The organism is Sphingobacterium sp. CZ-UAM (assembly GCF_002000245.1).
Classification (GTDB): domain Bacteria; phylum Bacteroidota; class Bacteroidia; order Sphingobacteriales; family Sphingobacteriaceae; genus Sphingobacterium.
Window position 1 is genome coordinate 14,299 of sequence record NZ_MTCM01000010.1, and the last position, 13,566, is coordinate 27,864.

Sequence of the window (13,566 nt, forward strand, 5' to 3'; positions counted from 1 at the left end):
TAAGAATATCTCCGGAATAGCTTAAAAATCTTCTTTCCGACAATCCAGTTGGCCTTCTTTTTCCAAATCGTTTAAGACAGTTCCTTTCCAGGTCTTGACACGCTGTATATAAGCTGCCCGTCCGATCATATGGGCCGCAACCGGAGCGGTCAGGATTAGAAAGAAACCAATTGCTATTGCCTTGGTCGTCACAGATACATCCGGGAATGTCATCGCAGCACAGATCAACAAGAGGCCGACCCCTAGGGTTGCAGCTTTTACAGTCACTGAGAGGCGCAGATAGAAATCAGGCATCCGTAAAATGCCAATCGATGCAAATAATATGGCCAGTGCACCGATGGTGCTTAAAATTGCTAAGGTAATATCAGTCATCATTGCGTTGTTTTTCCAAATAAAATGAAAAGGCTATAGTTCCCAAAAATGCGATAAGTGCTAGGATCATGGCAATATCTAAAAATACTTCCTGCGAAGTGCGTATACTATAGACTGTAATAATTCCGATTCCGATTGTGATAATGAGATCCAGTGCAATGACCCGGTCAAAGATCTGTGGACCTTTGTATAAACGGATAAATGCCAGAATAACCGATAAGGCTAATATGGGGAGGATAACATAATCGAAGTAAGTAGCTAAAGTCATCGTAAGAGTTCTAAAAGTCTTCGTTCAACATTGTTTTTTAGGGTGGAGACAAATTGTTCTTTGCTCTTCATGTACATCACATGGATAAAAAGTGTTTTTTTGTCCTCGCTCACATCCAAAATAAGCGTACCAGGCGTCAGTGATATAAAAGTAGAAAGCAAATTGATCTCCAGGTCTGTCTTGGCATCCATCGGATACTTGACAATAGCCGGGTTGATAAAAAACTTTGGCGTGATCACATCGTAGGCAACCTGAACATTGGCGACGATCATTTCCCATAAAAAAAAGAGGATGAAACTCACCGTTTTGGGAACACGATAGAAATAACGCTGGTCGGCCTCATTCTTGTTCATAACCCAAAGAATCGCGAAACCGAGTAAAAAGCCAAACAGGAAATTCGTATAATACATCGATCCCGTCAGTGCTACCCAGATAAAAGATAGCATCAGGTTCATTAAAAACTGTTTTATCATATCAATTCTGCCCTCCTAATACAGCATTTATATAAGGTGAAGTATCCAGTAATTGTGTAGCGATCTTGTCTGCAACATGTATGATAGCTTCTGCATTAAATCCGATATACAACGAAGCTGAGGCCAACATAATCACAGGTAAGAGCAGCATTGTTCTTTTATAGCCGATCATTCCCGCGAATTTATCTTCAATGATGTCGGGCTTGGGGGTATCTTTCCAAAATACCTGCGCCCACATTTTGGCAATCACAAACAGTGTAATAAAACTACCGATGATCAAAGCGCCTGCAAAAGCGTATTTTTCCAGTTGAAAGGCATCTCTAAAAAGATAGATCTTGGGCCAGAACCCAGATAATGGCGGGATACCGACTAAAGAGAAAAGTACCACCGCAAAAAGCAGGGAAATCTTCGGATACTGTGCATATAGGCCTCCGAGCTTGTTCATGTCCATGGTTCCCCGAAGCTGGCGGATAACACCGGCCATTAAGAACAGGTTTGTTTTCACCATAATATCATGAATAAGATAAAAGATTGCACCTAACAGCGCCCATTTGTTATATAATCCCAAACCACCGATCATAAAACCGATATGGCAGACAATCAGGTAAGAAAATAATCTGCGGACATTGGTTTTTATTAATGCGCCAAAAGCACCTGTTAAAATGGTCAGTATGGCCAAAACGACCAACAGTTCTTTGGCAAAATGGTTTGGGATAAACAATAAAGAAAATACCCTAAACAGTGCATAGATCCCAACTTTAGTCAAGAGTCCGCCAAAGGTTGCGGCTACAGCCGAAGGCGGTGTATGATAGGAAGAGGGCAGCCAGAAATAAAGTGGGAATACTGCCGATTTGATACCAAAGCCGATCAGGAAAAAAGTGGCCGTGATTTCGACCAGTGCCTGATTTTGTATTTTGGGTATACGCAAAGCCAGGTCTGCCATATTGAGCGATCCTGAGATGCCATACAGAATTCCGATACCCGTCAGGAAAAAGGTAGAGGCCAATATATTCATGGCCATATATTTTACAGCTCCTTCCAATTGTGATTTACGGCCACCAAGTGTCATCAATACAAAGGATGAAATAATGATCACCTCAAACCACACATAGAGATTAAAAATATCTCCGGTCAGAAATGCGCCATTTAGCCCCATCATCAGAAAATGAAAAATAGGGAAATAGCCGTATAAAATGCGTTGTCTCCCGACACCGACACATGAAAAAATCGATACCGCAAGTCCGGCAATGGAGGTCAGGACGACCAGGGTACTACTAAAAAGGTCCGCGACAAAGACAATCCCAAAAGGGGCTTTCCAATTGGCGGCATTCATCGTCAGGATTCCGCCATCATAGACCTTGAAAAAGAGCTTAAATGCAAGAATAAGTGCTAAAAGGCTTCCTCCCACGCTTAGAAAACGTTGCGGGGTAGATTTGCGCCAAAGCATCAGCTGGACAATAGCAATAAAAAGGTGCACGATAACCGTGGCAATAATCTGGTTGTCTATCATATATCTTCTTCCTCAGGCGTATTCAAATTATCTAAATCGTCCGTGCCCAATAAGGCGTAAACACGTTTAAGTAGTACAATAGCGAACGAAGTCAGCCCAAAACTGATAACGATTGCCGTTAAAATTAGGGCTTGCGGTATGGGATCGGCATAAATATCCGTGAAGACCTTTAGGTCAGGGCCGATGATCGGTGGTTTACCTTTGACAATATTCCCCAACAGAAAGATCAATATATTGGTCCCATTGCCCAATAACATAATTCCCAATAAAAGTTTCACCATGCTGCGTCGCAAGATGAGGTATATTCCGGCGGCATATAGAATACCGATCAATAAAACGAGAATCAGCTCCATTATTCCTCCTCCGTATTTAAAGCAATTGTGAATAAAATAGTCAATACAACGCCAATGACGACAAAGTATACGCCGAGGTCAAAAAATAAGGCTGTACCGATCATCCCAATGACGGGAATTTTTTCCTCCAGCCAAAGTCCGGTCATAACGGGATAGCCAAAGAAAGTTGGTAGAAACATGCTCACTGCGGCAATGCCCAATCCGATCGGAATAAGGGATAACGGTTTGTATTGGATAAGCTTCATGGTGTTGTGAGGACCAAAAGCGAAACTATGCAGTACGAAAGCAATTGAGGCCACCAAGCCCCCCACAAATCCTCCTCCGGGATAATAATGCCCCCGAAGTAGGAGAAATACAGAAAACAATAAAAGTATTGGTAGGAGATACCGCGTTGCGGTTTGTAATATCGTGCTATTCATTTATTCGAGTATTTAGATATTAGTATTGAGTATTGAGATTCCGGTGATACAAACCAATGGGTTTTCATAGATCGTCCATCGCTCCTAATCATCATTACTCCACTAACGTGTCATAAAATATTTATTCTTTATCAGAAGATTTTAAACGTAATTTCAATAAACTGTACACGCCAAGTGCCGCGATGCTTAGTACCACAATTTCAAACATGGTATCAAAGCCTCTAAAGTCAACGAGCAGTACATTGACAACATTCTTTCCTTTGGCCATTACATAGGCATAGTCACCATAAAAGTCACTGATATCGGTGGTTGTAGGTTCATGTAACACACGTAAAGCAACCATAGATAACATAATCCCAAATATAATCGCTACTACTGCATCCCGAATAATGGTGCGACGGTTTGCCAGATTTAAAAAAGATGGCAATTTAAACAGAACCAGTACAAACAGAACAACGGTTAGGGTATCGATCGTAAATTGCGTCATCGCTAAATCTGGGGCGCTGTAAAAAACAAAGATGAGACATATCGCATAGCCCACAACACTGGTGGCCACCACTGCAGTTAACCTTGAGGACGTTCGGATTGTTAACACAATAGCCCCGATGAGAATACATACGGTTGTTACTTCATAAAAGCTCACTGGTGACAAGGTATCCCATTTAATGTGCAGTGGACCGCCCAAGTACAATTGATAGCCGATCAATAATTCTGCAAATAAAATAATCTTCAATAAATAGGAGCGTAGGTAGCCATTGTGCATCTTTGCGGTAAAAAAAGCAGAAAATAATTCGATTTCCCGGGCAACTGCGTTGAAGATATTGGCAGGTGAAATTTTTTCAAAAGTAGTGATCCAGGCCAGTTTCTTGTGACTGGGTGTGTTGGAGACAAATACAAGCGTCCCGACAATGATGGTAATGGCACTCAATAAAAGTATGAGGTTAAAGCCATGCCATATCTTTAGATGAAAAACCTCTTGCTGAGCCAGGATACTATTTGTGGTTGGTCCAGCGATCCAGTCGCCAATAGGTCCCGGAGCACAGCCGAATATGACACCCAATAATGCCAATAAAAGTGGTGGGATCCACATGGATTTGTAGGGCAGGTGTACATGCGCAAACTGTTCCGGTAATTTCCCTGTAAAAGGTTTGATTCCCGCCATAAATCCAGCGGAGACAAGCAGTATGTTGGTCAGCACAGCAGCTGTCGTTAAATATAGGAACAACTGCGGATTGCTTTTTAATGTGGCGTCGTAGATCAGATCCTTCCCGATAAATCCAAAGGTCAAAGGTACGCCCGCACTTGATAATGCAGCCAAAAAGCCTGCGATAGCAACTGGAGATAAGACTTTACGTAATCCGCGTAATAGCGTTAAGTCACGTGTTCCGGTTTCATGGTCGATAATACCCGTAATCAAGAACAGCGCTGCTTTGTACAATGCATGCACAAGGATAAAGACACTTGCGGCGATCACAGCTTCCTTAGTCCCAAGACCCAGTAAGAAGACTAAGATTCCCAATGCGGAGATGGTGGAATAGGCGAGTACTCCCTTGAGATCTGTTCTGAAAAGTGAATGAAATGCTGCATAGAGCATGGTAACTCCGCCTATAATGATTAATGAATACGTCCAGATCGGGTTCCCGCCTAAGATCGGTGAAAAGCGGGCCAGCAGATATATCCCCGCTTTTACCATGGTGGCTGAGTGTAAATAGGCAGATACCGGTGTAGGGGCTTTCATAGCGCCAGGCAACCAAAAATGGAAGGGGAATTGTGCTGACTTAGTGATAGCACCAAGCGCTACCAGTCCAAAAATAAGCGGAAAGAGGGGATGTTGTTGAATTAAAGCAACCTTGCCCACAAGTTCGGTGATATTATACGTGCCGGCGATATTGCCCAATAGTACAAAGCCCGCAAGCAGAAAGAAGCCACCTAAACCTGTAATGGATAAGGCCGTTAAGGCACTTTTTCGGGAATCCGCATGATCGTTGTTGAATCCGATGAGAAAAAATGAACTAATGGATGTTAATTCCCAAAAGATAAAAAGCAATAGCATGTTGTCCGAAAGCACCAAGCCCAACATGGCAGACATAAAGAGACAGAGGTAGCCAAAAAATCGGTCGATGTATTTATGTCCCTTGAGATAGGCATGTGCATAAAAAAAGATGCAAGCACCAATTCCGGTAATCAATAATGTGAAGAGTAGAGACAGGCCATCTAATCTGAAATCCAGATTAATGCCTAACGAAGGTACCCATGCTGTCGATTGTATAAAATAAGATCCCTGACCAATAGGCACTACAAATTTTATATAATACAGAAATAGAAGTACCGGTAAAAATGCGAGAATAAAACCCCATTTGGATTTGAGGAATCTACCAAATGGAACAATAAGGCTCGATGTTATTAATCCTGATAGAACAGTAAATAGCATTTAGTCTTTGTTTTAAATTTTATGAAAGTTTACAATATAGTAAAAAAACTCGAAAAACGAGCGCTTTCTGCATGTTTTGCTTCATATAAATACTAAAAATTGAGGTTTTGTTGTGTCGGAGCGAGGATTTGGTTTTACGAATTTTTTATAAAAAAACAATTTAACCCCGTATTGCTTGTAACCCTATTTTGTAATTAGATTAGTATTTTTTTGCATTTCTTTAATTGACACTTGATGAAGACGTTTTTAGTGGATTTATTTTAAGCCGCTATTTTTTTGAACCCAAGATAAAATCTGAAGATTAACGGGACTATAAGTAAAATATGTCTCGTTAATATTTTGTGACAATCTAATCCCAGCTGATTGAGATTTTTTACGACTACTTATACCTCAATTTTCTGTAGATATTTTGTTTTTAATAATCTCAAAGCAGTTTCCTCTACTTTTATTTCTGATTTAAATGTATTATTGGAATTTAAAATATATAAAAATCATTTTTTCGGCATATTTTTTTGTGAATAATAAAAAATATTAGTCATTTTTATGACACAATTATTATGAATATTGACCGCTAATACCTAATACCCTAAACTATCGTGTCATAAATGGGATAGAACAAGGAATATCGATGTAATCTAAGCTATGCAGAAGGAAGAATTATTATTCAAGACACATTATAACGGGCTTTGTCATTTTGCTTGGAAGATATTGGGAGATCTTACTGTAGCGGAAGATCTCGTACAGGATGCCTTTATTGCTTATTTTAGGAATACAGATCAGGTCAGCACCAATGATATTGCAATAAAGAATTACCTCTATAGTGCTGTCCGTTTTGCCTGTTATAATCATATCCGACACGAAAAGGTAAGACAAAAATATTGGAAGGTGGTTGGCTTTACCGAGGAGGATAATACTGCACTAGAGTTAAATATGATTCATAGTGAAGTTATCCAGGAGATATACAAAATCATTGAACAAATGCCTGCCTCCTGCCAGCAGATCTTTCGGTTGGGATACCTCGAAGGTTTATCCAATCTGGAAATTACCAAAGAATTGCAGATTAGTATCAACACTGTAAAAACACAAAAACAACGTGGCATGAAAATGCTACTAAAACGCCTAAACCCTGAATTTATCCCGCTCGTTATTTTTTTGTTAAAAAATATTTAAATTCTTGTCACCCCTTTTTTTGTCTTGCGTTTCTTTAGTGTAATATATGAAAGAAAACACAGGACATATTGCGAATATCATCCGGAAGTTCCTTAGTGACCAATTGACTATAGAAGAGCAAATTGAACTTGACGAATGGCTGAACGCGAATGCGCAGCATAAACAATTGTTGGAATCATTTCGTGAAGCAAAAAACATAGAGGAAGATTTGTCTATCGTTCGAAAATTAGATGCGAATAAGGCATGGGATAAGTTGAATGGTAAAAATCACAACTCTGTAAAGCCTTTTGGAAAATGGACTTTAGGGGTAGCTGCATCTATTATTTTTCTAATGGGTACCTTCTTATTATGGAAAACCAAGTTTTTACCGGATCATTCTGGAAGAATACATGTCGCTATTAAGAAGAAACAAGATGTTGCACCGGCGACAAGCGGAGCGGTCTTGGTATTGGCTGATGGAACGAATGTACCATTAAATGGAGATTCTACGAAGACTTTGAGTAAAAATAATAACTTGATCGGGAATGGCAGTGAATTAATTGTGAAAGATGTTGATAAGCCTATTCCTTCCCAGTACAATTTATTAATCGTGCCTAAGGCCAGCTTTTATAAAATGACCTTAGTTGACGGAACGAAAGTATGGGTAAATGCGTTGTCAAAATTAAAGTTTCCATCCCAGTTTTCTGCCACCGAACGAAGGGTATTTTTAGATGGAGAGGCCTACTTTGAGGTCGCACACAATCCAGATCATCCATTTATCGTCGAATCTAAGGGGAATGAAATTAAGGTGTTGGGGACACATTTTAACGTGAATTCCTATACCGATCTAGTACGTACAACGCTAGCCGAGGGAAGGGTAGAAGTATGGCAAGATAATCAGCATGTCGCACTGTCTCCAGGAGAATATGCAGCTGCCGCTAAAGGACATCTGATAAAAGGAAAAGCAAATTTACAACAAGATCTATCCTGGCATAATAATGAGTTTTACTTCCGGAAAGAAACAATTGTGAATATTGCACATCAATTATCACGATGGTATGATTTAGACGTGAAATTTAGAGGAAATGTGCAAATGGACAAAGAATATACTGGAAGTATTGAACGGGATGTGAAACTATCCCAAGTTCTGGAGATGTTGTCCTATGTTAGTGATCTCAGGTTTGAAGTGGATGGTAAAAAATTAACGATAGAAACGAAGAACTAAAAATTATACCGAGTTTTCACCTAACCAAATGCTTATGATAAAATAATAACTAAACCAAAATGACCTAAGAAAAGAGAACAGGAATGTTGGCGCATCCCTGTTCAGAAAAAATGTGATAACCAGGTCCAAAATTAGAAGTAACAATTAGAAACCCCAATTAACCACAAAATGTAAATGTATGAATAACTTACCATTTAGCAAAAAGTGGTTCTTGATCCCTCAAGATCCACGATTTTGCAAACCCCTACGTATTATGAAAATTAGTACATGTCTTTTATTTGCATTTGTGACGGGCGTACATGCGAAAGGTACAGCTCAAAAAGTCACTTTGAATATGAAAAATGCACGTATCGAAGAAGCACTGTCTGCTATTTCCAAACAGTCTCATTTACGTGTACTGTACAGTGAAAACCTGAATGCTAAAGCACGGATTTCTGTCAATGTCAAGAACGCTTCTGTAGAAGAAGCCTTAAATGCAGTATTAAAAAATAATAATATTGAGTATAAGATCATTGCTAATACGATTTCTGTCAATAGTAACTCAAAAACGAGTAGGAGCAGCTTGACAGAGGTTCCACAACAACCTGTCACAGGTACTATTAAAGATAAAAGTGGGAAAGGACTAAGTGGAGCGACAGTGACCGTAAAAGGTACATCAATTTCTACGCAAGCGGACGAAGCTGGTCATTTTAAAATTAATGCTTCATCGAATGCCACCTTGGTGATTCGCTATGTTGGTTTTGTGAGTACAGAAGTAGCCGTTGGCGGAAGAAAAGATGTCAATATCACTTTGGAACCAGCAGATCGTACATTGGAGGAGGTGAATGTTGTTGCCACAGGATACCAAAATTTGGATCGAAAATTATTCACCGGTGCTGCTTCGAGAATAGATGCGAAAGAAGCAGAACGTGCTGGGGTTCCCGATGTTTCACGCATGTTGGAAGGACAGGCTGCTGGGGTTTCAGTTCAAAACGTATCAGGTACCTTTGGAGCCGCTCCTAAAATCCGCGTTCGTGGTGCAACTTCATTAACAGGGGATAATAAACCACTATGGGTAATCGATGGTGTTATTTTGGATGAAGCTGTTAATATCTCCAATGAAGCCTTGTCAACAGGGGATGCCAATACGCTATTGGGCTCTTCAGTTGCCGGTTTAAATCCGGATGATATTGAATCTATTACAGTCCTGAAAGATGCTGCGGCAACAGCATTATATGGCGCCGCAGCTATGAACGGTGTCGTCGTTGTGAATACAAAGCGAGGTAAAAATACAGAAGGTCAAACGCATTTTAGTTATTCTGGCAACTATACAACCTATATCAAGCCTAATTATAACCAATTCGATATCATGAATTCTGCGGAGCAGATGCAGTTGGTGATCGACATGGAAAATAAGGGCTACCTCAATCACTCACAGGTCTCACGAGCCGGAACAGGTGGAGTTTTTACCAAAATGTATAATCTGATGTACGAATATGATCCGAAGACGGATTCTTTTAAACTCAGAAATGATGCCCCCTCACGGTACAAATTTTTGCAACGCTATGCAAATGTAAATACAAACTGGTTTGACTTATTGTTCCAGAACGGTTTGGTGCATGACCATTCATTAAGTATGAGCACGGGAACACAGAAAGCGCAAACTTACGCTTCGACCAGTTATATGAATGATCCAGGATATACTCTGGGTAACCAGGCCAAGCGTTTTACCGCCAATATTCGAAATAACTACAAAATCAATGATAAACTGAGTACCGAGTTTATTTTTCAGGGAAATATTCGGGATCAACGGACACCGGGTACACTAAATCGTAATTCTGATGCGGTATATGGTAGCTATTCCCGGGATTTCGATATCAATCCTTACTCTTATTCTTTAAATACCAGCCGTATAATTACTCCGTTTGATGAAAATGGCGATCGGGAATATTTTACAAGGGATTATGCTCCATTTAATATCTTAAATGAACTTGATAATAATTACATCAAACTCAAATTGATGGATATCAAAGTGCAGGCGGGTATTACCTATAAAATACTCCCCTCTCTTACCTATTCTGCCAATGGAATGTATCGCTATTATAATTCCGAAAGACAACATATGATTACCGAAAATGCGAACCTTTCAAAAGCATACCGGGCAAATCAAGATCAGACGGTGAATAGTGGAAATCGTTTTTTATATGCTGACCCCGATTTTCCAAATACGGATAGTTATGTTATTCTTCCAAGCGGCGGTTTTTTCAATTTGGCCAATAATAATATGATCAGTTATTATATGCGTCACAACTTGGAATATAATCAAAAATGGAACGACCATACGGTGAATTTATTTGGAACTTATGAACTCCAGTATGCGGATAAACAGAGTCATGATTTTAATGGGCCGGGAATAGAGTATGACAATGGTAATCTGGTTTTACCGACATACCGATATTATAAGAAGCAACTTGAAGCTGGCGGTACTCCATTTGCCATGAATTATACCTATGATCGTAAATTAGCTTATGCATTGCGTGGAGCTTATAACTATAAAGATAAATACTCCTTTAACTTCACTACCCGTTACGACGGATCGAATAAAATGGGGCGAACCAATGTGGCAAGATGGTTGCCGACCTGGAACCTGTCGGCAGCCTGGGATATTGACCAAGAGAATTTCTTTAATAGAGATAACAAGATTCTTTCGCGCGCCAGACTACGGGGAACCTACGGCTTAGTGGCCAATATGGGCAATGCATCTAATTCAACTGCCGTGTTTTATAATGTTATTACCTATAGACCCTATGATGGTGAGAAAGAAGGAAAGATTAACATAAGTGGTTTGGAAAACTCGGAGTTGACCTGGGAGAAGATGTATGAGCTTAATATTGGTACCGATTTAGGTTTCTTAAATGACCGTATTGACCTGAACTTTGATTATTACAAACGTAATATATTTGATTTAATCGGGCCGATTCGTACCTCTGGAATTGGTGGACAATTTGAAAAATTAGCCAATTATGCGGATATGGAGGGGCAAGGGGTTGATATTCAGCTTGGTGGGTTTCCGTTTAAAGACCCTAATGGTTTTACCTGGCGCACACAGCTTACCCTTGGTTTTAACAAAACAAAGATTACCAAACTAAATGTAACACGCAATATCTGGAATCTGATTGCAAGTGAGGGCGGAGCAATGATCGGTAGGCCACATAGGGGCTTGTACTCGCTGGATTTTGATAAACTGGCCGCCAATGGAGGGTACCCAACCTATATTGGTACAGATGGTACTCCGGGCGAAACCTATTTTTGGTTTCAGGATACGCAGACGGATTTCCTAAAATATGAGGGACCGGTAGATCCTACACTCGCTGGGGGATATTACAACCGGCTAGACTACAAAAATTTTAGCTTATCCTTTCTGCTTAAATTTGGTTTAGGCAATATGGTGCGCTTGCAGCCTAACTATTCACCGGTCTACCTGGATATGTACAATGTCTCAAGAGAGTTGATAAATCGCTTTATTTATCACGGCGATGAGTACCTGACCGTAATCCCTTCCACACTCGATGGCTTAACAGCTGAATTTGATGTTGAGAATGCAGCTGGTAATCGTACAGCATCCGTTTACTCCTACAATGCATATAACTATTCATCTGAACGGGTTGCAAAAGGCGATTACCTCCGTCTGTCGCAAATCTCTGTGGGTTATAATATCCCAAAATCTGTGGTCAACAAAATTAAATTTAGAACAGCACAAGTAAACCTGGTCGGGAATAACCTGTGGTTAATCTACGCGGATAAAAAGCTCAATGGAGTCGATCCAGAATTTTATAGCAATGGTGGTGTGGCACTACCAGTTCCAAAACAAGTGACCTTATCTGTGAAATTAGGATTCTAAACGATTAAATTATGAAACTTACACACCTTACATATTTATTTATTTCTTCCACATTGCTATTTAGCAGTTGTAAGAAATACCTGGATCAACAACCAGATATGCGTGCCGAAATCAATACGGTTGATAAAGTCAAGAGATTGATTACATCTGCCTACCCTTTTGCCAATTATCTAGCTATGTCTGAAACTTATTCAGACAATGTGGAAGATAAAGGAGTCGGTGATTTGTATCAACCTGTGCCTGCCCTGTATCGTTGGCAAGATGTCAAAGACAGTGATACGGATAGTCCCAATAGTTATTGGAACAATTGCTATGAGGCGATTGCCGCTGCCAACCATGCCTTGGCTGCAATAGAAGCCAATGATTTTGGCAATGATATTTTAGCCTTTAAGGGCGAAGCCTTGGTCGCACGGGCCTATGCACATTTTATGCTTGTCAATTTCTTTGCAAAAGTTTACGACTATAAGAAGCCGGAAAGCAATACATCGCCCGGTATTCCTTATGTCACGGAACCGGAAACCGTAGTTATCAAAAAGTATGACCGCGGGACAGTGAAATCTGTTTATGACAATATCCGTAGGGATCTGGAGGAAGGTCTAGCGCTGCTAGATGCAAATCCAGCGGAGTGGAATGTGCCTAAATACCATTTTACACCTGCTGCTGCCCATGCTTTTGCAACACGGTTTTATTTGTTTACCGGTGAATGGCAAAAGGTGGTAGACAATGCCAACAAAATTTTTGCGGGTGGAAATTTCGCTGGAAAATTGATTCCATATAACTCCACTTTTAAAAAGATGACCTTTGAAGAAGTGCATAATGTTTTTTCTAAAGCAGATCAGCCTTATAGCTTATTGATCAATGAAACCTACAGTGGCTATCAGCGTTGGTGGAATAATCGTTACGCTATGGGAATCAATGTTTTTCAAAATATTTATAATGGGGAAACCGCAGCGGGAGCCAAGTTTTATAATTTCGGTGTATCCTACGGCGCTCCGCATTATACAACCTATATCTGGAAGGAATTCTGGTATGTGACAAATCCAACGGCCAATACAGGTTACCCAATGCTTATGGTTCCCGTCTTAATTACAGACGAGGCCTTGATGAATCGGGCTGAGGCGTATTTAGAATTGGGGAATACTGCTGCTGGTATTGCTGATTTGAATTTAATGGCAAGCAACCGAATTGACAATTACAACCCTGCTAACCACGCTGTAACCGCGGCAAAATCCAAACAATTTTTTAAGGTACAAGATGATAAGGAAGCGCTGATCCAGACCGTCTTACAGTTTAAGCACATTGGCTTTATGTCGATGGGCTTGCGTTGGTTTGATATTATTCGTAAGGGAATAACGGTTAGACATCTCCTTATTGCAAATGATGAAACGGAGAGTTATATCGAATTAAAACCAGAGGATCCGCGACGTGTTTTTCAGATCCCGCAAGAAGCAGAATTGTCAGGTGTTGAACAAAACCCAAGGTAATT

Annotated in this window: 11 protein-coding genes; 4 read left to right on the forward strand and 7 right to left on the reverse strand. The window is 40.2% G+C overall.

What is annotated here, in order from left to right; genetic code table 11:
* Positions 1 to 21 precede the first annotated feature (21 nt).
* From mnhG to BWD42_RS23225, 7 genes are all read right to left on the reverse strand, one after another.
* The gene (mnhG, locus tag BWD42_RS23195; RefSeq protein ID WP_254846307.1) at positions 22 to 375 is read right to left on the reverse strand and encodes a monovalent cation/H(+) antiporter subunit G; all 354 of its coding nucleotides are present in this window, start codon (positions 373 to 375) and stop codon (positions 22 to 24) included.
* Complete coding sequence (locus tag BWD42_RS23200) at positions 365 to 640, reverse strand: monovalent cation/H+ antiporter complex subunit F (RefSeq protein ID WP_077438797.1); 276 nt, start codon at positions 638 to 640, stop codon at positions 365 to 367. Before BWD42_RS23200 ends, mnhG begins: the two co-directional genes overlap by 11 nt.
* On the reverse strand, positions 637 to 1,095 hold the full coding sequence (locus tag BWD42_RS23205; protein WP_254846308.1) for a Na+/H+ antiporter subunit E: 459 nt from the start codon (positions 1,093 to 1,095) through the stop codon (positions 637 to 639). The genes BWD42_RS23200 and BWD42_RS23205 overlap by 4 nt, the downstream gene beginning before the upstream one ends.
* Before the next feature lie 19 nt (positions 1,096 to 1,114).
* Positions 1,115 to 2,623 (reverse strand): proton-conducting transporter membrane subunit, encoded by a 1,509-nt coding sequence (locus BWD42_RS23210; protein WP_077438799.1) that lies wholly within the window; start codon positions 2,621 to 2,623, stop codon positions 1,115 to 1,117.
* Entirely contained in the window at positions 2,620 to 2,976 is a 357-nt protein-coding gene (locus tag BWD42_RS23215) for a Na+/H+ antiporter subunit C (RefSeq protein WP_077438800.1), read from the reverse strand. Before BWD42_RS23215 ends, BWD42_RS23210 begins: the two co-directional genes overlap by 4 nt.
* Positions 2,976 to 3,395, reverse strand: coding sequence for a Na+/H+ antiporter subunit B (locus BWD42_RS23220; RefSeq protein WP_077438801.1), 420 nt, complete (start codon positions 3,393 to 3,395; stop codon positions 2,976 to 2,978). Before BWD42_RS23220 ends, BWD42_RS23215 begins: the two co-directional genes overlap by 1 nt.
* Before the next feature lie 121 nt (positions 3,396 to 3,516).
* Positions 3,517 to 5,826 carry a putative monovalent cation/H+ antiporter subunit A gene (locus BWD42_RS23225; RefSeq protein ID WP_077438802.1) on the reverse strand — a complete coding sequence of 770 codons (2,310 nt, stop codon included), beginning with the start codon at positions 5,824 to 5,826 and terminating at the stop codon, positions 3,517 to 3,519.
* Positions 5,827 to 6,468: 642 nt separating this feature from the next.
* Here BWD42_RS23225 and BWD42_RS23230 point away from each other — a divergent pair.
* From BWD42_RS23230 to BWD42_RS23245, 4 genes are all read left to right on the forward strand, one after another.
* Entirely contained in the window at positions 6,469 to 6,996 is a 528-nt protein-coding gene (locus BWD42_RS23230) for an RNA polymerase sigma-70 factor (protein WP_077438803.1), read from the forward strand.
* Between the two features lie 46 nt (positions 6,997 to 7,042).
* Positions 7,043 to 8,200 carry a FecR family protein gene (locus tag BWD42_RS23235; protein ID WP_077438804.1) on the forward strand — a complete coding sequence of 386 codons (1,158 nt, stop codon included), beginning with the start codon at positions 7,043 to 7,045 and terminating at the stop codon, positions 8,198 to 8,200.
* Positions 8,201 to 8,453: 253 nt separating this feature from the next.
* A complete protein-coding gene (locus BWD42_RS23240; protein WP_175992136.1) occupies positions 8,454 to 12,080 on the forward strand; it encodes a SusC/RagA family TonB-linked outer membrane protein in 3,627 nt (1,208 codons plus the stop codon).
* An 11-nt stretch (positions 12,081 to 12,091) separates the two neighbouring features.
* On the forward strand, positions 12,092 to 13,564 hold the full coding sequence (locus BWD42_RS23245; protein ID WP_077438806.1) for a RagB/SusD family nutrient uptake outer membrane protein: 1,473 nt from the start codon (positions 12,092 to 12,094) through the stop codon (positions 13,562 to 13,564).
* The last annotated feature ends 2 nt before the right edge of the window (positions 13,565 to 13,566 follow it).

Coding starts and splice junctions, on each gene's coding strand:
- mnhG (WP_254846307.1), bottom strand. CDS start 375: ATGATGACTGATATTACCTTAGCAATTTTAAGCACCATCGGTGCACTG.
- BWD42_RS23200 (WP_077438797.1), bottom strand. CDS start 640: ATGACTTTAGCTACTTACTTCGATTATGTTATCCTCCCCATATTAGCC.
- BWD42_RS23205 (WP_254846308.1), bottom strand. CDS start 1,095: ATGAACCTGATGCTATCTTTTATCTGGGTAGCACTGACGGGATCGATG.
- BWD42_RS23210 (WP_077438799.1), bottom strand. CDS start 2,623: ATGATAGACAACCAGATTATTGCCACGGTTATCGTGCACCTTTTTATT.
- BWD42_RS23215 (WP_077438800.1), bottom strand. CDS start 2,976: ATGGAGCTGATTCTCGTTTTATTGATCGGTATTCTATATGCCGCCGGA.
- BWD42_RS23220 (WP_077438801.1), bottom strand. CDS start 3,395: ATGAATAGCACGATATTACAAACCGCAACGCGGTATCTCCTACCAATA.
- BWD42_RS23225 (WP_077438802.1), bottom strand. CDS start 5,826: ATGCTATTTACTGTTCTATCAGGATTAATAACATCGAGCCTTATTGTT.
- BWD42_RS23230 (WP_077438803.1), top strand. CDS start 6,469: ATGCAGAAGGAAGAATTATTATTCAAGACACATTATAACGGGCTTTGT.
- BWD42_RS23235 (WP_077438804.1), top strand. CDS start 7,043: ATGAAAGAAAACACAGGACATATTGCGAATATCATCCGGAAGTTCCTT.
- BWD42_RS23240 (WP_175992136.1), top strand. CDS start 8,454: ATGAAAATTAGTACATGTCTTTTATTTGCATTTGTGACGGGCGTACAT.
- BWD42_RS23245 (WP_077438806.1), top strand. CDS start 12,092: ATGAAACTTACACACCTTACATATTTATTTATTTCTTCCACATTGCTA.